At 71.5% G+C, this 20,578-nt stretch carries 17 protein-coding genes and 1 pseudogene; 6 read left to right on the top strand and 12 right to left on the bottom strand.

Annotated features, from left to right (window positions below; translation table 11 throughout):
• Positions 1 to 8 precede the first annotated feature (8 nt).
• Complete coding sequence (locus tag IDM46_RS01045) at positions 9 to 1,523, top strand: YifB family Mg chelatase-like AAA ATPase (protein WP_182823366.1); 1,515 nt, start codon at positions 9 to 11, stop codon at positions 1,521 to 1,523.
• A 28-nt stretch (positions 1,524 to 1,551) separates the two neighbouring features.
• Here IDM46_RS01045 and aceA read toward each other — a convergent pair whose 3' ends face one another.
• Together aceA and aceB are read right to left on the bottom strand one after the other, a co-directional pair.
• Positions 1,552 to 2,847 carry an isocitrate lyase gene (gene aceA, locus IDM46_RS01040; RefSeq protein ID WP_182823368.1) on the bottom strand — a complete coding sequence of 432 codons (1,296 nt, stop codon included), beginning with the start codon at positions 2,845 to 2,847 and terminating at the stop codon, positions 1,552 to 1,554.
• A gap of 64 nt (positions 2,848 to 2,911) precedes the next feature.
• Entirely contained in the window at positions 2,912 to 4,543 is a 1,632-nt protein-coding gene (gene aceB / locus IDM46_RS01035) for a malate synthase A (RefSeq protein WP_185114574.1), read from the bottom strand.
• A gap of 107 nt (positions 4,544 to 4,650) precedes the next feature.
• Between aceB and IDM46_RS01030 the strand changes: the two genes are divergently transcribed.
• Complete coding sequence (locus IDM46_RS01030; RefSeq protein WP_223877989.1) at positions 4,651 to 5,616, top strand: LysR family transcriptional regulator; 966 nt, start codon at positions 4,651 to 4,653, stop codon at positions 5,614 to 5,616.
• Positions 5,617 to 5,631: 15 nt separating this feature from the next.
• Here the strand turns inward: IDM46_RS01030 and IDM46_RS13555 are convergent, their stop codons facing one another.
• A complete protein-coding gene (locus IDM46_RS13555; protein ID WP_223878091.1) occupies positions 5,632 to 6,594 on the bottom strand; it encodes an isoaspartyl peptidase/L-asparaginase in 963 nt (320 codons plus the stop codon).
• 264 nt (positions 6,595 to 6,858) lie between these two features.
• Positions 6,859 to 7,419 (bottom strand): annotated as a pseudogene (locus tag IDM46_RS13550) (cyanophycinase); the annotation flags it as partial.
• A 280-nt stretch (positions 7,420 to 7,699) separates the two neighbouring features.
• Between IDM46_RS13550 and IDM46_RS01020 the strand changes: the two are divergent.
• The 3 genes from IDM46_RS01020 (at position 7,700) to IDM46_RS01010 (ending at position 12,474) form a co-directional block, all read left to right on the top strand.
• On the top strand, positions 7,700 to 8,272 hold the full coding sequence (locus tag IDM46_RS01020; protein WP_182823940.1) for a sigma-70 family RNA polymerase sigma factor: 573 nt from the start codon (positions 7,700 to 7,702) through the stop codon (positions 8,270 to 8,272).
• Positions 8,250 to 9,338 carry a FecR domain-containing protein gene (locus tag IDM46_RS01015; protein WP_182823376.1) on the top strand — a complete coding sequence of 363 codons (1,089 nt, stop codon included), beginning with the start codon at positions 8,250 to 8,252 and terminating at the stop codon, positions 9,336 to 9,338. Before IDM46_RS01020 ends, IDM46_RS01015 begins: the two co-directional genes overlap by 23 nt.
• An 82-nt stretch (positions 9,339 to 9,420) precedes the next feature.
• Complete coding sequence (locus IDM46_RS01010) at positions 9,421 to 12,474, top strand: TonB-dependent receptor (protein ID WP_343203847.1); 3,054 nt, start codon at positions 9,421 to 9,423, stop codon at positions 12,472 to 12,474.
• A 67-nt stretch (positions 12,475 to 12,541) separates the two neighbouring features.
• On the opposite strand, the gene IDM46_RS01005 is transcribed toward IDM46_RS01010, so the two are convergent.
• The 8 genes from IDM46_RS01005 to oleC form a co-directional block, all read right to left on the bottom strand.
• Entirely contained in the window at positions 12,542 to 13,156 is a 615-nt protein-coding gene (locus IDM46_RS01005) for a lysophospholipid acyltransferase family protein (protein WP_185114571.1), read from the bottom strand.
• Between the two features lie 8 nt (positions 13,157 to 13,164).
• The gene (gene arfB / locus IDM46_RS01000) at positions 13,165 to 13,584 is read right to left on the bottom strand and encodes an alternative ribosome rescue aminoacyl-tRNA hydrolase ArfB (RefSeq protein WP_182823382.1); all 420 of its coding nucleotides are present in this window, start codon (positions 13,582 to 13,584) and stop codon (positions 13,165 to 13,167) included.
• A gap of 52 nt (positions 13,585 to 13,636) precedes the next feature.
• The gene (locus tag IDM46_RS00995; protein WP_223877988.1) at positions 13,637 to 14,410 is read right to left on the bottom strand and encodes a pseudouridine synthase; all 774 of its coding nucleotides are present in this window, start codon (positions 14,408 to 14,410) and stop codon (positions 13,637 to 13,639) included.
• Complete coding sequence (gene ubiB, locus IDM46_RS00990) at positions 14,407 to 16,080, bottom strand: ubiquinone biosynthesis regulatory protein kinase UbiB (protein ID WP_185114569.1); 1,674 nt, start codon at positions 16,078 to 16,080, stop codon at positions 14,407 to 14,409. The genes IDM46_RS00995 and ubiB overlap by 4 nt, the downstream gene beginning before the upstream one ends.
• On the bottom strand, positions 16,077 to 16,736 hold the full coding sequence (locus tag IDM46_RS00985) for an SCP2 sterol-binding domain-containing protein (protein ID WP_185115214.1): 660 nt from the start codon (positions 16,734 to 16,736) through the stop codon (positions 16,077 to 16,079). Before IDM46_RS00985 ends, ubiB begins: the two co-directional genes overlap by 4 nt.
• A gap of 138 nt (positions 16,737 to 16,874) precedes the next feature.
• Complete coding sequence (locus tag IDM46_RS00980; protein WP_182823388.1) at positions 16,875 to 17,033, bottom strand: DUF1328 domain-containing protein; 159 nt, start codon at positions 17,031 to 17,033, stop codon at positions 16,875 to 16,877.
• A 59-nt stretch (positions 17,034 to 17,092) separates the two neighbouring features.
• Positions 17,093 to 18,097: a 2-alkyl-3-oxoalkanoate reductase gene (gene oleD / locus IDM46_RS00975; protein WP_185114568.1), complete on the bottom strand. Its 1,005-nt coding sequence runs from the start codon at positions 18,095 to 18,097 to the stop codon at positions 17,093 to 17,095.
• A 2-nt stretch (positions 18,098 to 18,099) separates the two neighbouring features.
• Complete coding sequence (oleC, locus tag IDM46_RS00970; RefSeq protein ID WP_185114567.1) at positions 18,100 to 19,770, bottom strand: olefin beta-lactone synthetase; 1,671 nt, start codon at positions 19,768 to 19,770, stop codon at positions 18,100 to 18,102.
• 119 nt (positions 19,771 to 19,889) lie between these two features.
• On the opposite strand from oleC, the gene tenA reads away from it, so the two are divergent.
• Entirely contained in the window at positions 19,890 to 20,561 is a 672-nt protein-coding gene (gene tenA, locus IDM46_RS00965) for a thiaminase II (protein ID WP_185114566.1), read from the top strand.
• Positions 20,562 to 20,578 lie beyond the last annotated feature (17 nt).

Here is a 20,578-nt window from a genome sequence, read left to right as displayed (position 1 = left end):
CGTCCGCCATGGCCGGGCTCGCCATCGTGCACGGGCGTGCACGCGCCGGCGTGCGCGCGCCGGAAGTCACCATCGAGGTGTACATGAGCGGTGGCCTGCCGCGCATGAGCATGGTCGGCCTGCCACAGGCCACGGTGCGCGAATCCAAGGACCGCGTGCGCGCCGCCATCCGCTGCGCGCAGTACGAGTTCCCGCCGCGGGTCACCACCGTCAACCTCGCCCCGGCCGACCTGCCCAAGGGCGGCGGCCGCTTCGACCTGCCGATCGCGCTCGGCATCCTCGCCGCCAGCGACCAGCTGCCACGCACCGCGCTGGCCGGGCACGAGTTCCTCGGCGAACTCGGCCTCAGCGGCGAGTTGCGCGCGATCGACGGCGTGCTGCCCGCCGCACTCGCCTGCGGCGAGGCCGGGCGCGTGCTGGTGGTGCCGGCCGACAATGGCGCCGAGGCCGCGCTGGCGCGCAACGTGGACGTGCGCGTGGCGCGCACCCTGTCCGAAGTCTGCGCGCACCTCACTGGCGAGCGGTCGCTGCCGCGTGCCTGCGCCGCGCCGGTGGTCGCAGCCATGCCGCCAGACCTCGCCGATGTGCGCGGCCAGCTGCACGCGCGGCGCGCACTCGAGGTCGCCGCGGCCGGTGGTCATCACCTCCTGCTGGTGGGAAGCCCCGGATGTGGCAAGACCCTGCTGGCCTCGCGCCTGCCCGGGCTGCTGCCCGAGGCCAGCGAAGCCGAAGCGCTCGAGGCCGCGGCCATCGCCTCGGTCAGCGGGCGCGGCATCGATCCCGCGCGCTGGCGGCAGCGCCCGTTCCGCGCGCCGCACCACACCGCCAGCGCGGTCGCGCTGGTCGGCGGCGGCAGCGAACCGCGGCCGGGCGAGATCTCGCTGGCCCACCACGGCGTGCTGTTCCTGGACGAACTGCCCGAATGGAGCCGCCAGGCGCTGGAGGTCCTGCGCGAGCCGCTGGAATCGGGAACGGTCACCGTGTCGCGCGCCGCGCGGAAGAGCGATTTCCCGGCGCGCTTCCAGCTGGTCGCGGCCATGAACCCCTGCCCCTGCGGCTGGGCCGGCGATGTCTCCGGCCGCTGCCTGTGCACGGCGGATATCGTGCAGCGCTACCGCATGCGTATTTCCGGCCCGCTGCTCGACCGCATCGACCTGCATGTCGACGTACCCCGCGTCGCACCCGCGGAACTGCGTCCCGACGCGGCCGGAGGCGAGTGCAGCGCCGCGGTCCGTGACCGGGTATGTGCCGCGCGTGACCTGCAGCTCGAGCGCGCCGGTTGCCTCAACGCCCACCTCGACCAGGCCGGCACCGCCGCGCACTGCCGGCTGGCACCGCGCGACCAGGCGCTGCTGGAGCGGGCAATCGACGCGCTGCAGCTGTCGGCGCGCGCCATGCACCGCATCCTGCGCGTGGCGCGCACCATCGCCGACCTCGCCGGGAGCGCTGCCATCGCCAGCGAACACCTGGCCGAAGCGCTCGGCTACCGGCGCGTGGATCGCGGCGTGGCCCGGGCCGCGTGATGTCGCGACCCGGGCCGGCGGTGCGGCCTCAGGCCGCGACCACCTCCTGCTGGAACTGCTCTTCCTCGGTCGAGCCGCTGAGCGCGGTGGTCGACGACTGGCCCTGCTGGATCGCCTGGGTGACCGCGTCGAAGTAGCCGGTGCCGACCTCGCGCTGGTGCTTGACCGCGGTGAAGCCGCGGTCGGCGGCGGCGAACTCGGCTTCCTGCAGCTCCACGAATGCGCTCATGTTGCGCCGCGCATAGCCGTGCGCGAGGTTGAACATCGAGTAGTTCAGCGCGTGGAAGCCGGCCAGGGTGATGAACTGGAACCTGTAGCCAAGCCGCGCGAGCTCGTGCTGGAACGTGGCGATGGTGGCGTCGTCGAGGTTCTTCTTCCAGTTGAAGCTCGGCGAGCAGTTGTAGGCGAGCAGCTTGCCGGGGTACTTCGCGTGGATCGCCTCGGCGAACCTGCGCGCGAACTCGAGGTCCGGCTTGCCGGTCTCGCACCACACCAGGTCCGCGTAGGGTGCGTAGGCCAGGCCGCGGCTGATCGCCTGGTCCAGGCCCTTGCGCGTCTTGTAGAAGCCTTCCACGGTGCGTTCGCCGGTGGTGAACGGCACATCGTTGTCGTCGATGTCGGAGGTGACCAGGTCGGCGGCTTCGGCATCGGTGCGCGCCACGATCAGGGTCGGCACGCCCATGACGTCGGCGGCCAGGCGCGCGGCGTTGAGTTTTTCCACCGCCTCGCGCGTGGGCACCAGCACCTTGCCGCCCATGTGCCCGCACTTCTTCACCGAGGCCAGCTGGTCCTCGAAGTGCACGCCGGCGGCGCCCGCCTCGATCATCGCCTTCATCAGCTCGAAAGCGTTGAGCACGCCGCCAAAGCCGGCCTCGGCATCGGCCACGATCGGCTGCAGGAAGTCGATGTCGTCGTTGCCCTCGGCATGGTGCAGCTGGTCGGCGCGCAGCAGCGCGTTGTTGATGCGCCTGACCACCGACGGCACCGAGTCGGCCGGGTACAGCGACTGGTCGGGATACATCTGCCCGGCGAGGTTGGCATCGGCCGCCACCTGCCAGCCGCTGAGGTAGATCGCCTTCAGCCCGGCCTTGACCTGCTGCATGGCCTGGTTGCCGGTCAGTGCGCCCAGCGCGTTGACGAAGTCGCTCTCCTGCAGCGAGGTCCACAGCTTCTCCGCGCCCAGGCGCGCGAGCGAATGCTCCACCCTGACCGTGCCGCGCAGGCGCACGACGTCGGCGGCGGTGTAGTTGCGGGTAATCCCGGCCCAGCGCGGGTTGCTGTCCCAGTCGCGCTGCAGGTCGTCGGCGGTTGGCATGGTGGTCATGGCAGTTCCTTTACGTGGGATCGCGCGTGGCGATCGTGGGGGTGGAACAACAACGGACGGGCGATCAGGACAGGCGCTCGTAGGCAGGCAGGGTCAGGAAGGCGGCCAGCTCGTCGGCGCGCGTGAGTTCCTCGAGCAACGCGATGGCCTCCTGGACGCGGCCGGCGCCGGGCATCGGCTCGGCCGCGAGGCACGACGGCAGGTTGAGCAGCGCGCGCTCGAACAGCGCGAAGTCGACCGGCTCGCCGTCGTGCAGGTGCAGCAGCGGCCGCACGCCATCGAAATCACCACCGTCGCCGTGGTGCAGCCACTGCCACAGCTGCGCGCGTGCGATCTCGGCGGTCGCCGCGTCCTCCATCAGCCAGTGGATCGGCACGCAGCCGTTGCCGTCGAGCCACGCCGCGAGGTAGCGCACGCAGACTTCGACGTTGCCCTCGAAGCCCTTGCGGGTGATGGTGCCGGTCGGCGCCGCCAGCAGCGCGTCGCGATCGGCATCGGCGTCATCGCGCAGCACGTGGTGCTGGTTGGCACCGGGCATCGCCGCGTCGAAGATCCCGCGCGCGATCGGCACCAGCGCCGGGTGCGCCACCCAGGTGCCGTCATGCCCGGCGGACGCCTCGCGCAGCTTGTCGGCGCGCACGCGCTCCATGGCCGCGTCGTTGGCAGCCGGGTCTCCGGCCACCGGCACCTGCGCCGCCATGCCGCCCATGGCGTGCGCGCCGCGACGGTGGCAGGTGCGGATCAGCAGCTCCGAATAGGCCTTGAGGAACGGCGCGACCATGGTCACCTGGCCGCGCTCGGGCAGCACCCGGTCGCGATGGCGGCGGAAGGTCTTGATGTACGAAAAGATGTAGTCCCAGCGCCCGCAGTTGAGACCGGCAACGCGCCCGCGCAGCGCGTGCAGGATCTCGTCCATCTCGAACACCGCCGGCAGCGTCTCGATCAGCGCCGTCACCTTGACCTGTCCGCGCGGCAGGCCAAGCGCGTCTTCGACATGCGCCAGCACGTCCTCCCACAGCTGCGCCTCTTCCATCGACTCCAGCTTGGGCAGGTACAGGTAGGGACCACGGTCGGCGGCGGCGAGCGCGGCGGCGTTGTGGAAGCAGAACAGCCCGGCGTCGAACAGGCTGGCGCTGATGCGCGCGCCGTCGATGCGCACGTGCTTCTCGTCGAGGTGCCAGCCGCGCGGGCGCACCATCAGCACGGCGCGCTCCGGCTCCGGCTTCAGCCGGTACGCCTTGCCGGCGTCGCTGGTGAATTCGAGCTCACCGGCCACCGCCGCGCGCAGCGCGCGCTGGCCGGCCACCAGGTTGTCCCAGGTCGGCGAGGTCGAGTCCTCGAAATCGGCCATGTAGCAGCTGGCGCCGGAGTTCAGCGCGTTGATCACCATCTTCGCGTCGACCGGCCCGGTGATCTCCACGCGGCGGTCCTGCAGCGCTTGCGGCAGTAGCGCCACGCGCCAGTCGCCGGCGCGGATGGCGCGGGTATCGGCGCGGAAGCCGGGCAGCGCGCCGCGGTCGAACTCCGCCTGGCGCACGCGGCGCGCCGCCAGACGTGCCTGGCGCCCGGGTTCGAAGCGGCGGTGCAGGTCCGCAAGGAAGGCCAGCGCGTCGTCGCCCACGACATCGGGCACCGCAGGACCGCTGCCGCTGACGACAGCGGACTCCGGAGCGACGGGATGGAGGACGGCGGACATGGCGGCTCCTGCAAAGGCGGGGCACGAACCATTGCCCGACAGGACCTATTTGACAAAGCAGGAATGGCAATGCGATGTATAACTTCACGTTATAACGAGGACGCCAGGTGCCCGACGCTGCGCCGCTGCGCCGTTTCAGCTACAAGGGCGACCGCCTGAAGCCGCTGCGCGCCTTCTGCCAGGTCACGCGCCTGGGCTCGGTGTCGCGCGCCGCCGAGGCGCTCTACGTCAGCCAGCCGGCGGTGACCCAGCAGCTCCAGGCGCTGGAGCGCGAGCTGGGCGTCCGCCTGTTCGAGCGCAGCGGCCGCCGGCTGCTGCCCACCCGCGAGGGCGAAGCGCTGTACGAACTAGCCCGGCCGCTGGTGGAAGGCCTCGACGCCCTGCCCGGCGCCTTTCGCCGCCAGCTGGCGGGCATGGATGCCGGCGAGCTGGAAATCGCCGCCAACAGCTCGACCATCCTGTACCTGTTGCCGCGGATCGTCGAAGCGTTCCGCCGGCAGCACCCGGAGGTGCGCCTGCGCCTGCACAACACCATCAGCGCCGACGGCACCGACCTGCTGCGCGCGGACACGGTGGAGCTGGTCGTGGGCTCGATGCTCGACGTGCCCGCGGACCTCGCCTACGTGCCGGTCTACGCGTTCACGCCGATGCTGATCACTCCCCGCGACCACCCGCTGGCGTCCGTGCCGCGCCTGTCGCTGGCCGACATCTCGAAGCACGGGCTGATCCTGCCGCCGCAGCGCCAGATCACCTGGCGACTGGTCGACCTGGTCTTCCACCAGGCGCGCGTGCCGTACACGGTGTCACTGGAGGTCGGCGGCTGGGAGGTGATCAAGCAGTACGTGGCGATGGGCATGGGCATCTCCATCGTCAGCTCGATCTGCCTGGACAACGATGACCACGAGCGGCTCGCGATCCGCCCGCTCGACGCCTGGTTCCCGGCGCGCAGCTACGGCGTGGTGGTGCGCAAGGGCAAGCTGCTGTCACCGCAGGCGCGCGCGTTCATGGACCTGATCAAGCCGGATCTGTTCGTGCGCCGCGGGCACGACGAAGGCGGGCACTCGGAGCGCTGAGCACCCGCCGCCGCGTCATTCGCCCACGGCGGGCAGCGCGTCTTCGGCGAAGACCGCCACGTGCGGCACGCCGTCGGTGCCGATCCAGCCGCGGAACATGCCCTCGGTGTTGAACGGGAAGGCCACCGTGCCGCCGGCATCCAGCGCGATCGCACCGCCGTCGCCGCCGGCGCGCACCACGTCGCCGTTGATCACGCCCTCGGCCGCGGTGCGGATGTCCTCGCCGCCATGGCGCACACGCGCGCAGATTTCGTGCGCCGCGGCGGTGCGGATGTAGTACTCGCCCCAGCCGGTGCCGGACACGGCGCACGCCGCATCGGCCCAGGTGCCGGCACCGATGATCGGCGAGTCACCCACGCGCCCGTAGCGCTTGTTGGTCATGCCGCCGGTGGAGGTGCCGGCCGCGAGGTGGCCGGCGCCATCCAGCGCCACCGCGCCGACCGTGCCGAAGTACATCGTGCTGCCGGGGCCGGCCTGTGCCTGGCCCGCGGCGTCCTCGCGCAGCGCGCGCTGCAGCTGCTCCCAGCGCTTGTCGGTATGGAAGTACGCGGGCTCGACCAGCGTGACGCCCTGTTCGCCGGCGAACGCCTCGGCGCCGGCGCCGACCATCATCACGTGCGGGGAGTGCTCCATCACCGCGCGCGCCAGCAGGATCGGATTGCGCACGCGCTGCACACCGGCCACCGCGCCCGCGCGGCCGCTGGCGCCATCCATGAGCGAGGCGTCGAGCTCGTTGCGGCCATCGTGGGTGAACACCGCGCCGCGCCCGGCGTTGAACATCGGAGCGTCCTCGAGGACGGTGATCGCGGCACCCACGACCTCCAGCGCCGGCGCGCCCGCCTCCAGCCGCGCATGGCCGGCGCGGAGCGCGCGCTCCAGCGCGGCGCGCGCCGCGGCGACATCATCGGCGGTCATGCCGGCGCGTTCCACGCCGGCGCCGCCATGGATCGCCAGCACTGCGGTGGCGAGCGGCTGCAGCCGGCCGCCGTCGGCGTGATAGCTGCGGCGGAACGCGGCCGCGTCGACGCGGCCTTCGGGCAGGTGCAGGGTGGATGCGGTCCCCACTCCGATCGTGTCCACGCGCGCCAGGCGCAGCGGCGTGCCGGCGCGCTGCGCCTCTGCAAAACCGCCGCGCACCACCGTTGCCCCGCTGCCGGGGCTGGTCGCGAACACGCGCGCGCGGCCATCGCCCTCGACGGCAAGCGCAGCGTCCTCGTCGACGCCCAGGCCGATGACGGCGCGGCCATCGGCCATCGACTCGGCCTTGGCGACGAACGCGACCAGGCGGCCGAGGCGGTCGCGCTCGGTGAAGTGGGTATCGGTGACCACGCCGGCGAGCAGGTCGATGTCCAGCAGGTCGCGTTCGATGGTGTTGGCCGCACCCAGCGGGTCGGCGAGCGCCTCCGGGCTGCGCAGGCTGCCGTCGTCCATCGCCCCGTAGATGAACTCGCCGAGGATCGCCAGGCCCGCGCTGGTGCCGCCGAGCGGCTTGCCGGCGCGCACGTGCGCCTGCAGCGCCGCGGCCACCGGGGTATCCCGCCAGCAACGCACGTAGCGCGACTGGTCGCCGCCGGCGATGAAGATGCCGTCGGCGCGCGCCAGGCTGGCGAGCAGCGCCGGATCATCGGCGGCGGCGCGGCCGCTGAAGACGAAGGTCTCGACCGAAGCCACGCCGCCCACCTCATCGTGGAACTCTTCGCCGATCTCGCCGCCGAACGACGCGCGCAACACCACCACGTGCCCGTTGCCGGCCTTGTCGAGGAACCAGCGCAGCGCCGCGTGGTTGCGATCGCCGCCGCCCATCAGCAGCAGGCCCGGCGAAGTTGCGCCCGGCGTCGGCAGTGCCGGATCGCCCACCAGGTGACGCTGGTAGTCGGCGGCATGCAGCGGCGACGCCAGGCACAGGCACGCGGCGACCAGGAGCAGCAAGGTCCGGCTGGCGGCTTTCATCATGTCCACGTATCCCCTGTCGATTGCGGTTGCCGCGTCATTGCGCGGTCCATTGAACCAGACGAACGACGGCGCCGATTCCCCCCGCAGCGCGCGCTGCCGCGCGGGCGCACCGATCCGCTATGGTGCGGCGATGCCCGCCGCCCTCGATGCATGGTTCACCAGCGAGATCCTCGTCCACGAGGAAGCGCTGCTGCATTACCTGCGCCGCGCGTGGCCGCGCCAGGACGAGGTGCACGACCTGCGCCAGGAGGTCTACATCCGCGTCTACGAGGCCGCCGGCAAAGGCCTGCCTCGGCAGCCGAAGGCCTTCCTGTTCACCACCGCGCGCCACCTGCTGATTGATCGCGTGCGTCGTGGCCGCGTGGTGTCGATCGAGCCGGTGGGTGATTTCGAGCCGATGAACGTCTTGATAGACGAGATCTCGCCCGAACGCTGGTGCGCCGGACGCCAGGTCCTGAAACGCCTGGCCGATGCGCTCGACCGGCTCCCGGACCGGTGCCGCGAGGTGGTCTGGCTGCGGCGGGTCGAGGATCTTTCGCAGAAGGAGGTGGCCGTGCGCATGGGAATCACTGAAAAGACCGTGGAGAAGCACCTGGCCAAGGGCATGCGGCTCATGGCCGACGGGTTCTACGCCGGCGAGGAGCGCCACGAGGCGATGGCGCCGCAGGCGCGGGCAGGCGATGGCCAGCGACGCAGCGAGTAATGGCAGCGGCGGCGGCGACAGCCGTGACGTCGAGCGTATCGCCGCGGACTGGCTGGCCCGCCGCGACGGCGACGCATGGACCGACGCCGACGCCCGCGCGCTGCAGGCGTGGCTGAGCGCGGCCACCGCGCACCACGTCGCGTTCCTGCGGCTGGATGCGGCATGGAACGAGTGCGGGCGCCTGCAGGCGCTGGGCGCCGGGGTGCGCGAGGGCCCGCCCGCGCGGGGGCACTGGGGCGAGCACGGCGCACCACACGTGCACGCCGATGCCCCGCCCACCGGAGCCGGCACGCCGGACATGTCGGGCGTGGTGTTCACATCGCCGCGGATCGCGCGCCGCGCGCGATGGCCCGTCGCGGCGGCCCTGGCGGCGCTGGCGGTGTTCGCGGTCGCATTGCCAATGGCGTGGCAGCACGCCACGGCGATCGATGCCTCATCGCACCGGACCGTGCCTGGCGCCATCCGCACCGTGCCGCTGGCGGACGGATCGCGCACCACCCTGGGCAGCGACAGCCGCATCGATGTCCGCCTGTCGCGCCGCCAGCGGCAGGTCGAGCTGCTCAAGGGCGAGGCGTTCTTCGCTGCCGCCCGGGACCCGCGCCGGCCGTTCGTGGTCCAGGCCGGCGAGCGCCGGGTGGTGGCGGTCGGCACCCGCTTCTCGGTGCGCATGGACGGCCGCGACCTGCGCGTCGTCGTCACCGAAGGCAGCGTGCGGCTGGAGTCCGCCGACCGCAGCGCGGCGACCGTGCTCCCGGCCGGCAGCGTTGCGCTCACCACACCGGCCGGCCTGCTGGTCACCGCAGGCACGGTGGCCGAAGCCGAACGCATGGTCGGCTGGATGGACGGGGTTCTGGTCTTCCGCGATACCGCGCTGTCCGACGCCGTTGCCGAATTCAACCGCTACAGCGCGCGCAGGATCGTGGTGGCCGATGCGTCGGTCGGCGCGCTGCGCATCGGCGGCAGCTTCCGCTGGTCCAACGCCGAGGGTTTCGTGCGCCTGCTTGAACAGGGTTTCCCGGTGCGCGCCGACCATGGCCGCGAGGAGATCGTGCTGCACGCGCGCTGACATCGGGCCCCCGGGGGATTTGGCCGGCTCGTTCGTCCTGTTATCGAAAGGCGTCGTCCGAACGCCCCAGGGGAGAATGCTTGTGAAACGAGTCAAACCGCTGCGCCTGCTGCTGCTGTCCCTGGCCTGCTCCGCCGCGCTGGCAGCCAACGCCCAGGGCGCGACCACGTCGACCATCGACATTCCCGCCGGCGACCTCGCCACCGCGCTCGATGCCCTGGCCAGGCAATCCGGCACGCAGCTGGTCTACCGCGCAGACCAGCTGCGTGACAGGCGGACTGTCGGCGCGAGCGGCAGCCTGTCGGCATCGCAGGCGCTGGACCGCATTCTCCAGGGCACCGGCTTCGGGGCACGCCACGACAGTTCGGGCGCCGTGCTGATCGTCGCCCAGGCCGGCGCCACGGCTGCGCCGGCGCAGGCCGCGCCGGCGCCACCTCCGCCGGAACCCGCGGCGGCTCCCGTGCCGGAGCCGCAGATCGCCAACCTGGAGGCCGTGCAGGTCACCGGCTCGCGCATCCCGCGCGCGCAGATCGAAGGCCCGGCGCCGGTCACCGTCATCACCGCCGCCGACATCCAGGCCGGCGGGTTCACCAGCGTGCCCGACGTGATGCAGTCGCTCACCCAGAACGGCGGCCAGACGCAGAGCCAGCAGTCCGCGGGCGGCGCCGATTTTTCGCCCGGCGCGCAGCAGGTCGACCTGCGGGCGCTGGGGCCCAACCACACGCTGGTGCTGGTCAACGGCCGGCGCATGGCCGACTTCCCGATGCCGTTCGGCGGCCGCAGCAATTTCACCGACGTGTCGAGCCTGCCGCTGGGCATGATCGAACGCATCGAGATCCTGACCGGCAGCGCCTCGGCGATCTACGGCTCGGACGCGATCTCCGGCGTCGTCAACTTCATCCTCAAGCGCACGGCCGACGGCACCACCATCGACTATCGCTACGGCCAGACCGGCGAAGGCGACGGCGAGTCACACCGCTTGAACCTGTCCAGCGGCTTCGAGCGCGGCAACTTCGGCGGCGTGGTCGGCCTGGAGTATCGCCGCCAGGAACCGCTGTGGGGCTTCGATCGCGCCCAGCAGGATTCCTCGTTCGACGGGCCCACCGCCAACTCGCAGCTGCCGCCGCGCAACTTCCTGATCACCGACTGGTGGGACGACTACATCGACCCGGGCGAAGACACCTGCAACGCGATGTCGCACCTCAATGAAGGCACCATGGGGTACGCGTTTCGCCCCCGCTACGGCAACTACTGCGGCAGCGACCGCTCGGTGGCCTACCGCACCATGATCAGCAAGCGCGAAGGCGTGAACGGCTACGCGTCGATGAGCTACCGGTTCGACAACGACACGGAATGGTTCGCCGATGTCCAGGCCGGGCGCCACGAGGTGTCGCTGTTCCGCGGTCCGCGCAGCTGGGCGCTGATGACGCCGGACGGCACCGAGTGGGATTATTTCTACAACCAGAACACCGAGCAGCTCGAGTACTGGCAGCGCCAGTTCACCCTGGAGGAAATGGGCGGGCTGCAGACCGGCATGGTGGAAACCGTGCAGAAGACCTTCAGCGTGACCACCGGATTCAAGGGTTCGATCTGGGGCGACTGGGACTACGAGGCGGCGCTCAGCCACGCGCAGTACACCGCGCAGATCAGATGGCCGCAGATCGTGGCCGAACGCGCCAACAACCTCTTCCTCGGGCCGCAGCTCGGCTATGACGAGGACGGCTACCCGATCTACAACGCCGACCACGCGCGCCTGTGGACGCCGCTCACGCGCGCCGAGTACGACAGCATCTTCGCGCACACCACGTACCAGCCGGAATCCGACACGCAGACGCTGGCGCTCACCCTGGCGCAGGCCGACCTGTTCACGCTGCCGGGCGGCCCGGTCGGCTTTGCCGCGACCGCGGAGCTCGGCCACCAGTCCTACGACCTCAAGCCCGACCCGCTCGCCACCGGGTACTACTACTACAGCTGGAAGGATTCCGACGGCCAGGGCAGCCGCAACCGCTGGGCGCTGGCCGGCGAGCTGCGCATGCCGCTGGTGGACACGCTCAACCTCAGCGTGGCCGGCCGCTACGACCAGTACCGCTTTGCCGGGCGCGACCCGGGCCGGTTCACCTGGAGCGCGGGCATGGAGTGGCGGCCCGCGGCCAGCCTGCTGGTGCGCGGCTCCTACGGCACCGCGTTCCGCGCGCCCGACATGCACTACATCTTCTCCGGCCCCGGCAACGACGAGACCTCGGTCGACGACTACTACCGCTGCGCGACCGAGGAGCCCGACGAGGCGCTGGACGACTGCAGCTGGAGCGGCGAGGGCATCATCCGCAGCCGCGAAGGCAACCGCGACCTGTCACCCGAGACCAGCGACTCCTGGACCGCGGGCATGGTCTGGTCGCCGGCCAGCTGGTTCGACCTGTCCGTCGACTACTTCGACATCGACATGCGCAACCAGGTCAAGGACCTGCGCGCGGACGAGGTGATGCGCAACGAGGCCGACTGCCGACTGGGCGAAGCCGACATCGACTCGCCGCTGTGCGTCGACACGCTGGCGCGCATCACCCGCATGCCCGACGGCAGCATCTACGGCGTGCACGTCAATCCCATCAACATCGCGCGCGAGACCACCAGCGGCGTCGACGTCGGCGCCAACCTGCGCTGGGACACGCGCGCCGGCACGTTCCGGCTCAACGGCAGCTACACCTGGGTGCGCGGGCACGACATCCAGGAATACCCGGACGCCGACATCGTCGACATGTTCGCCATCAACAGCGGCTACGACATCCCGCGCAGCAAGGCCAGCCTGCGCCTGTCGTGGGAGAAGGACGCGCTGTCGGCATCGATCCAGGGGCGCCGGCTTGGCAGCCTGCCCAACGACGACTCGTACTACGAGATCTACGACCCCGAGGATGGCAACAGCCCGTGGATCGCGGCCACCTACCGCTACAACGCCAACGTGCAGTTCACCTTCAACGACCATTCGCGCCTGTCGCTGACGGTGGTGAACCTGTTCGACAAGGCGCCGCCGCACGACCCCACGTACACCGGGTATCCGTACTACGACATCTCCTGGTTCGACACCGAGGGCCGCAGCTTCTACCTGCAGTACACGCACAAGTTCGGCGGCGGGCCGCTGTAGCCGCGCGCGAGTCCGCGACCGGGCCGGCCTTGCCGCGCACCGGTCGCGGCGGCCGTGCATGCGTGCCTCAGACCGTTCCGCACCGCTTCCCCATCCACGGCCGGTACCAGTCGCGGATGCGCGCCATGTCGGCTTCGTCGTCGTCGCCGACGTGGAACAGGGGACCGAAGCCGATGATCCTGTCGGGGTAGTGGAAGTACGCGGGCAGCACCGGGACGTCGGCGGCGCGGGCGATCTTCAGGAAGCCGCGCTTCCAGTGCTCCACCGGCTTGCGCGTGCCCTCGGGCGCCAGCCCGAACCAGAAGCGCTCGCTGCCGCGGATCAGCGTGACGACCTGTTCCACCACGCCGGACGACACGCTGCGGTTGATCGCGGTCACGCCGAGCGCGCGCAGCAACGGCCCCAACGGCCACCAGAACAGCTCGCGCTTGCCGATGAGGCGGATGTCGAGCCCCATCGCGAGCTTGGCGGCAAAGCCCCACACGCCATCCCAGTTCGACGAATGCGGCGCGGCGATCAGCACCAGCCGGGGCACGTCGGGGAGCTCGCCGACGATGCGCCAACCGCCCATCCGCAGCACGGTGCGCCCGAACCAGCGGGCCAGCCGATTGGGCTTCAGGCGCGGCGCGTTCGGCGGCAGTGTCGGCACGATGTCGTTTCCGCCGGCAGCCGTCTCGCGCATGCGCCCTGTCAGTCCCAGCCGCGCCCCGTGCGGCCCTTCTTGATCGTACTACGCACGCGCTTGTCATCCATCCGCCTGGCCTTGGCCGCGCGGCTTGGGCGCGTGGCGACGCGCGGCTTGGGCACGTGCAGGCCGGCGGCGACGAACGTCGCCAGGCGCTCGCGCGCGTCTTCGCGATTGCGCTCCTGGGTGCGGAAGCGCTGCGCGCTGATCACCAGGACGCCTTCGGTGGTGACGCGGCGGTCGCGGCGCGCGAGCAGGCGTTCACGCACCGGTTCGGGCAGCGTGGGCGAGTTGGCGATGTCGAAGCGCAGTTCAACCGCGGTCGAGACCTTGTTGACGTTCTGCCCACCCGGGCCCGACGCGCGCACGAAGCGTTCGACGAGCTCGTCTTCGGGGATGGTGATGGCGGGCGGCGTGCTGGTCATGGCGTGTCGGCGCGGATTGTACGGCGGGCGGCGGCACGCGGCCGTCGCAGGCTCACGCCGACGGTGGATCGAACAGCGCCAGCGCGCGCCTGAACTCCGCATCCGGCGGCGCCACCACGTCTACGTGCCTGGCGGGATCGTGCGGGTGCGGGAACGACAGCTGCTCGGCGTGCAGCAGCATGCGGTGGATGCCGAGCATGCGGAAGCTGCGGTTGTGGCGGCCGTCGCCGTGGCTGGTGTCGCCGATCAGGTGGTGCGAGAGATGCTTGAGGTGGCGACGGATCTGGCGAAAGCGCCCGGTCTGCGGCCAGGCGCGCAGCAGTGCGTAGCGCGAGGTCTCGAAACCGGCCGACGGCAGCGCCAGCTCCGCCGTGGCCAGGCGCTCGAAGCGCGTGACCGCCGGCTTCTTTTGCGGCTTGCCGGGGCCGCCGTCGAGGTCATGGTCGACTTCGAACGCGGCCTCCGCCGGCCAGCCGCGGCAGACCGCGAGATAGGCCTTGTCGAGCCCGCCGGCCATCAGCGACTTGCCGAGGAGCGATGCGGTCCCGCGGTCGAAGGCCAGCAGCAGGCAGCCGCTGGTGGCACGATCGAGGCGGTGGACGAGGAAGATCGGCCTGTGGAACTGCTCGCGCAGGCGGTTGGCGGCGAAGTCGCTCTCGCCGCGCGCGAGCTTGCTGTCGTGGACCATCAGACCGGCGGGCTTGTCGACGACGGCGAAGGTCGCCTCTTCGTACAGCACGTCGAGCGCCTCGGGTGCGGGCAGGGCTTCATCCGCATCGGTCGCGTTGCCCGCCGTTACGGGCGCGCCGCCGCACCCCACTGTCATCGCCGTGGCCAGGCCGCGAGCAGCGCGGCCAAGCCGCCGATGCCCGCCACACATGCCGCCACGGGCACCGACCACAGCGCCGGGCCGCCGGCTTCGAGCGCATACAGCACGCTGGCGACCAGCAGCAGGCCGACGCCGACGATCGCCGACACCGTGCGCCGCTGCATCGCCGCCATCACCTTCACCAGCTGGCCGATGTCGTCGGAGCGCATCGACAGCTGGTGGCGGCCTTCGACCTGCTGCTGCAGCCAGGCATGCAGCAGGCGCGGCATGTCGGGCGCGTGGGTGACCATTTCCGGCAGGCGCTTGCCGAACTCGCGCGCCAGCCGCTGCGGGCTGTAGCGCTCGGCGAGGATCCGCTCCAGCACCGGCCGCGCCACCGCCCAGATGTCGATCTTCGGGTCGAGCTGGCGGCCGACGCCTTCGATGTTGAGCAGGGTCTTCTGCAGCAGGATCAGCTGCGGCTGAAGGGTGAGCTCGAAGCGCTGCGCGGTGCGGAACAGTTTCAGCAGCACCTCGCCCAGCGAGATCTCCGACAGCGGCCGGGTGAAGTACGGCTCGCACACGCCGCGCACCGCGGCCTCCAGCTCGTCGATGCGCAGGTGCGACGGCATCCAGCCGGCCTGCACGTGCAGCTCGGCGATGCGCCTGTAGTCCTTGTTGAAGATCGCCATGAAGTTCTCGGCGAGGTAGTACTGGTCCTCGCTGGAGAGCTGTCCCATGATCCCGAAATCCAGGGCGATGAAGCGCGGGTTGGCGCGGTGCGCCGGGTCGCTGTCGACCCAGATGTTGCCGGCGTGGGCATCGGCGTGGAAGAAGTTGTCGCGGAACACCTGGGTGTAGAACACGCGCACGCCCTTGGCGGCGAGCGCCTTGCGGTCGATGCCGGCGGCGTCGATCGCGGCGATGTCGTCGCTGGGGATGCCGCGCACGCGTTCGAGGGTCAGCGCGCGCTCGGCGCTGTGGCTCCACACCGGCTCCGGCACGTACAGATCGGGCGAACCAAGCCAGTTGCGGCGCAGCACCGACGCATTGGCACCCTCGCGCTGCAGGTCGAGCTCGGCGGCCAGCGTGGACTCGATCTCGGCGACGATCTCGCGCGGGCGGATCTTGTCGGCGCGAGGATGCGAGCGGTCGACCAGCGCGGCGATGCGCTTGAGCAGCGCGATGTCGCCAGCGATCCGCGCCTCGATGTCGGGGCGCAGCACCTTCACCACCACCTCGCGCGGCGCGGCGCCGTCGATCGCAGGCAGGGTCGCCGCATGCACCTGGGCGATCGAGGCCGAGGCCAGCGGGCGGGTGTCGAAGCTGGCGTAGGCCTCGTCGATGCGGCGGCCCAGCGCGCGCTCGACGATGGCGCGTGCGACCTCGCCGTCGAATGGCGCCACCTGGTCCTGCAGCAGCGCCAGCTGGTCGGCGACGTCGGCCGGCACCAGGTCGCGGCGGGTGGAGAGGATCTGCCCGAACTTGACGAAGATCGGGCCCAGTTCCTCCAGCACCAGGCGCAGGCGCGCGCCGCGAGGCAGCGCCGCGATCTCGCGCGAGGCACTCGGCACGAACGGCCGCATCAGCCGCAGCCAGCGCTCGGCCGGCGTGCCGGCGAACATCTCGTCGAGGCGATAGCGCAGAAGCACGCGACCGATGCCGAGCGCACGCACCGCCGTCTTCATGCACGCCCTCCGGCGCCGCGCCCGAGGCGCGCGATGCGCGCAGCCAGGCGTTCGACATCGTCGCGGACCGCGTCGACGTCGTCGTGGAACGCGTCCAGCTCGTCGCGGCCGATCACGTCGCGCGATTCCTCGACCACGTACTCGGCGGCGCTGCTGGCCAGGTTGCTGCCGGCCGTGCGCGCGCCCTTCAGCGTCGCGGCCACGGCATTGGCGACCTGCACGCCCATGACCTCGCCGAACGCCGCGACGAACGGCCGCTGCCAATCGGGATCGAAGCGCGAGGCCATGCGCTGCAGCGCGCGTGCAAGCTCGGCGTCGCCCTCGATGCGCAGGCGTCCGCTGGGAGTGGCGTGGTCATCGCGGTTGCGGCCGAGCAGCGCCGGCAACTGGGCCAGCAGTCCACCCAGGGTGCTGCGTATCGACAGGTCGGCGGGTGCGTCGGCCTCCACCGGCCCCACCCGCAATGCGTCGTTATCGACGCGTATCGCCAGCGCCAGCGGCGGTGCCGCCAGGTGCAGGGCGACGTTGCGTCCGGCGAGACGCGCCAGGTCACGGCGGGTGTCGTCGTCAAGCGCCAGCGCGTGGTTCAGCGCAGCCTCGAGGGCACGGCCCGCGAGCGGCTTCCAGGCGGGGAACGGGAACGTGGTGTCGGCCATGGCGGCATTGTAGCGACCTGCCATCGGCCATCGCGGCGGCACCGGGTGCGGGCGCGACGCCGCGGCGATGGTGCGGGCCGGCGGCGCACGCGAGGTGACGGCTGGTGGCCGCCAACGCGCGCGCGCCGGCCCGGCCGGTCAGACCTTGCGGCCGCGGAAGAACGACACCGCGGCGAGCACCAGGAACACCACGAACAGGATCCAGGCGATGTTGGTGGCGGCACCGGCAATACCGCTGAAACCGAGCACGGCGGCGATGATGGCGATGACGATGAAGATCAGGGCGTAGCTGAGCATGGCGGTCTCCCTTCCGGCCGTCGGGCCGGCGCAGCGCCATGGTCGCCAAGCCGGAGTCGTCAGCGGGTGACGGATCCCGCCGCGTCGGCCGCCAGCCGGCGCAGGCCTTCGGCAATGGTCACCCGCGGCACGTAGCCGAAATCGCGCGTCGCCGGCGCCATGTCGTACCAGTGCGTGGTGCTGAGCTGCTCGGCCAGGAAGCGCGTCAGCGGCGGCTCGCCGCGCAGCCGCAGCAGCGGCCAAAGCGCCTCGTAGGCGGCGCCGATGGCGTACGCGGCGCGGAACGGCAGCGTCTTGCGCACCTGGGGCGCGCCCACCGCCGCCAGCAGCGCGTTGACGATGTCGCGCACCGCCATCGGCTCGCCGTTGCTGATGAAGTACGCGCGCCCGGCGCAGGCCGCGCCCGGCGCCAGCGCGGCGAGGGCGTCGAAGTGCGCCTGTGCCGCGTTGTCGATGTAGGTGGTGTCGATGCGGTTCAGTCCGTCGCCGACGAAGCGCAGGCGTCCGGCGCGCGCGCGTTCGGCCAGGCGCGGCAGCAGCTGGTTGTCGCCAGGCCCCCAGATCAGCCGCGGGCGCAATGCGATCGTGGCGAGCTCGTCGTCGTTGGCGGCCAGCACGATCTTCTCGGCGATCAGCTTGGTGGCGGCGTACGGCGCCTTGAGGTCCTGGCCATAGGGCACGGTGTCGGCGGTGCCGCCTTCGACCGGGTGCGTGGCGCGGTGGGTCACGCTGGGCGAGGACGTGTACACCAGCCGGCTGATGCCGTGCTCGCGGCACCCGGCCAGCACGTTGCCGGTGCCCATGACATTGGCGCGGTGGTAGCTGTCGTAGCTGCCCCAGGCGCCGGCCTTGGCGGCGTTGTGCAGCACCGCGTCCATGCCCGCGCAGGCGTCGATCACCGCGTCGCGATCGGCCAGGTCGCCACGCAGCTGGCGCACGCCCATGGCGTCGAGCGCGGGGTAGTGCCCGCGGTTGAAACTCGTGACCTCGTGCCCCGCCGCCACCAGGCCGCGGCACAGCGCTTGGCCAAGGAACCCGCCACCGCCCGTGACCAGCACCCTCACGCTCAACCCTCCTGCTTCACCGGCTCGAAGACCTTGCCGCGGCGCACTTCGCGCGCGGCCCACGCGGCCAGCTTCTCGCGGCCGATTTTCGCATTGTGGCGGATGTCGACCGGAAATGCGGAGTGGAACAGCACGCTGTCGACGCGCGCGGTGTGCACGAATCCTTCGCCGATGTGGCGCAGCTCGGCGGCGATCCGCGCGTGTTCGCCGCGGGCCACGCCCTTGTGCAGTTCCACGCACAGCAGCGGCCGCTGCGCACCGCGCGCGCCAAGGCCGACCAGCGCCGTGCGCCGCACGTCGGGATGGGTGTCGAACACCGGCTCGACCTGCTCGGTGCACAGCGTCGTCGCAGCCGTGACCACGCGCTGCGACTTGCGGCCGCAGAACCACAGCCGGCCTTCCGCGTCGAAGTAGCCGAGGTCGCCCATGCGATGGACGATGCGCTCGCCGGTGGCGCCGGCCTCATGGATCTTGGCCAGCCGCGTCTGCGCATCACGCTTGAAATAGGTGTCGGTGGCGGTCGGCCCGGCAACGGTGATCTCGCCGACTTGGCCCGGCTTCACCAGCTGGTCGTCCGACCATTCCGGAATCGCGTCATCGGTCACGCGGATGATGCGCACCTCGTTGGGCGGCACCGGCCGGCCGACGCAGGTGCCGGCGCCGGTTTCGGTGCGCGCGCGCAGCGTCATCAGCTCGCACCCTTCGATCACCGCCACCGGCAGGCATTCGGTGGCGCCGTACGGCGTCCAGAACTGCGCGTCGGGCGGCAGCAGCGCGCATATCTTCGCCACCACATCCGCCGGCACCGGTGCGCCGGCCGAGGTCACGCGCGTCACCGTGGGCAGCGGCACGCCATGCTCGGCCAGCACGCGCATCAGCGCCGGCGAGCCGAACAGCTGGGTCACGCCGAAGCGGGCGATCGCCGCGTGCAGCTTGCGCGGGTCCGCGCTGGCCGGGCGCGTGGGGTCCATGTCGGGGATGACCGAGGTCAGCCCGAGCGCAGGATCGAACAGCGCGAATGGCGGGAAGGTCGGCAGGTCCACGCCGCCGGGCGCCAGGCCGAAGGCGTCGCGCAGCATGGCGACCTGGGCGGCAAAGTGGCGATGGCGGTACACCACACCCTTGGGCACGCCGGTGGACCCGCTGGTGAACAGGATCGCGGCGACGTCGTCCGGCACGGTGTCGGCGAGCTGCGCTCCGGCTCCGGCACCGTCGCGCTCGACCGCGGCCAGGGTGGCGTCGGCGAACCACGGCCGCGCACCGGTGGTGATGCGCACCCGCGCGGCGCGCGACCAGCCGAGCAGCACGCGCGCCAACATCGCCAGCGGAATGCCGACGAAGGCCTCGGCGGCGGCTTCGCCCAGGCACTGCTTCAGCGCGCGCCGGTCGATGCCCGGATCCACCAGCACCGGCACCGCGCCGACCTTGAACAGCGCGTACATCAGCAGGAAGAACTCGGGCGTGGGCCGCACCATCACCACCGTGCGCGTGCCGCGGACGATGCCGCGCGCGGCGAGACCGGCGGCGATCGCATCACTGCGCGCGTCCAGCTGCGCATAGGTCAGTGCGGTAGCGTAGCGGCCATCGCTGCCGGGGCAGCGCATGGCGATGCGGTCGGGCGCCTCGGCCGCCAGCCGCGGCAGCGCCGCCGCGATGTTGCAGGGTTCGCTCATGCGGCGATTATCGCCCGGCGCCGCAGGGCGTCCACGCCGTCGCATGGACGCCGCCGGCGCCGATCACCGACAATCCCGCGTCCTTCGCCGCGGCCGACACCGCTGGAGCACCTTCGACCATGTCGCTGTTCGATCGCCTCAAATCAGCCGCCGCCACCGACTGGAACGCCTACGTCGACCACGCCTTCGTGCGCGGCCTCGGCGACGGCACGCTTCCCCAGGCCGCCTTCCGCAACTATCTGGTCCAGGACTACCTGTTCCTGATCCAGTTCGCGCGCGCGCATGCGCTGGCCGCGTACAAGAGCCGCACCATGGCCGACATGCGCGCGGCCAAGGGCGGGCTGGCGGCGATCGTGGACGTGGAAATGAACCTGCACCTGCGCCTGTGCGAGCGCTGGGGCTTGTCGGCGGCCGACGTGGAGGCCGCGCCCGAGCAGCGCGCCACCGTCGCCTACACGCGCTTCGTGCTCGACATCGGCATGTCCGGCGACCTCCTCGACCTGCAGGTGGCGCTGATCCCGTGCACGCTCGGCTACGCGGAGACCGGCCGCCGCCTGGCGCCGGCCGGCGTCGGCGCGCTGGATTCCGCGCATCCGTACCGCGAATGGATCGGCGAGTACGCCGGCGAGGCCTTCCAGCAGGTCGGGGTGGCGGCGCACGCCTGGCTCGACGACCTTGGCCGGCGCTACGCCAGCGACAACCGCTTCGGCGAACTGGTCGACATCTTTGCCAAGGCGGCGCGACTGGAAGCCGACTTCTGGCAGCAGGGCCTGGACGCGGCACGGGGCTGAGGCGGCGCGCGCCGCTC

The sequence above is a fragment of the Luteimonas sp. MC1825 genome (assembly GCF_014764385.1).
Lineage (GTDB): Bacteria > Pseudomonadota > Gammaproteobacteria > Xanthomonadales > Xanthomonadaceae > Luteimonas.
The sequence above is the reverse complement of the archived record's forward strand: the minus strand, read 5'-3'. Positions and strand labels throughout refer to the sequence as shown.

Bases quoted from the DNA above. Each gene is read 5' to 3' on its own strand.
- IDM46_RS01045 (WP_182823366.1), top strand. From the start codon at position 9: ATGGCCGGGCTCGCCATCGTGCACGGGCGTGCACGCGCCGGCGTGCGC.
- aceA (WP_182823368.1), bottom strand. From the start codon at position 2,847: ATGACCACCATGCCAACCGCCGACGACCTGCAGCGCGACTGGGACAGC.
- aceB (WP_185114574.1), bottom strand. From the start codon at position 4,543: ATGTCCGCCGTCCTCCATCCCGTCGCTCCGGAGTCCGCTGTCGTCAGC.
- IDM46_RS01020 (WP_182823940.1), top strand. From the start codon at position 7,700: ATGCCCGCCGCCCTCGATGCATGGTTCACCAGCGAGATCCTCGTCCAC.
- IDM46_RS01015 (WP_182823376.1), top strand. From the start codon at position 8,250: ATGGCCAGCGACGCAGCGAGTAATGGCAGCGGCGGCGGCGACAGCCGT.
- IDM46_RS01005 (WP_185114571.1), bottom strand. From the start codon at position 13,156: ATGCGCGAGACGGCTGCCGGCGGAAACGACATCGTGCCGACACTGCCG.
- arfB (WP_182823382.1), bottom strand. From the start codon at position 13,584: ATGACCAGCACGCCGCCCGCCATCACCATCCCCGAAGACGAGCTCGTC.
- IDM46_RS00995 (WP_223877988.1), bottom strand. From the start codon at position 14,410: ATGACAGTGGGGTGCGGCGGCGCGCCCGTAACGGCGGGCAACGCGACC.
- ubiB (WP_185114569.1), bottom strand. From the start codon at position 16,080: ATGAAGACGGCGGTGCGTGCGCTCGGCATCGGTCGCGTGCTTCTGCGC.
- IDM46_RS00985 (WP_185115214.1), bottom strand. From the start codon at position 16,736: ATGGCCGACACCACGTTCCCGTTCCCCGCCTGGAAGCCGCTCGCGGGC.
- IDM46_RS00980 (WP_182823388.1), bottom strand. From the start codon at position 17,033: ATGCTCAGCTACGCCCTGATCTTCATCGTCATCGCCATCATCGCCGCC.
- oleC (WP_185114567.1), bottom strand. From the start codon at position 19,770: ATGAGCGAACCCTGCAACATCGCGGCGGCGCTGCCGCGGCTGGCGGCC.
- tenA (WP_185114566.1), top strand. From the start codon at position 19,890: ATGTCGCTGTTCGATCGCCTCAAATCAGCCGCCGCCACCGACTGGAAC.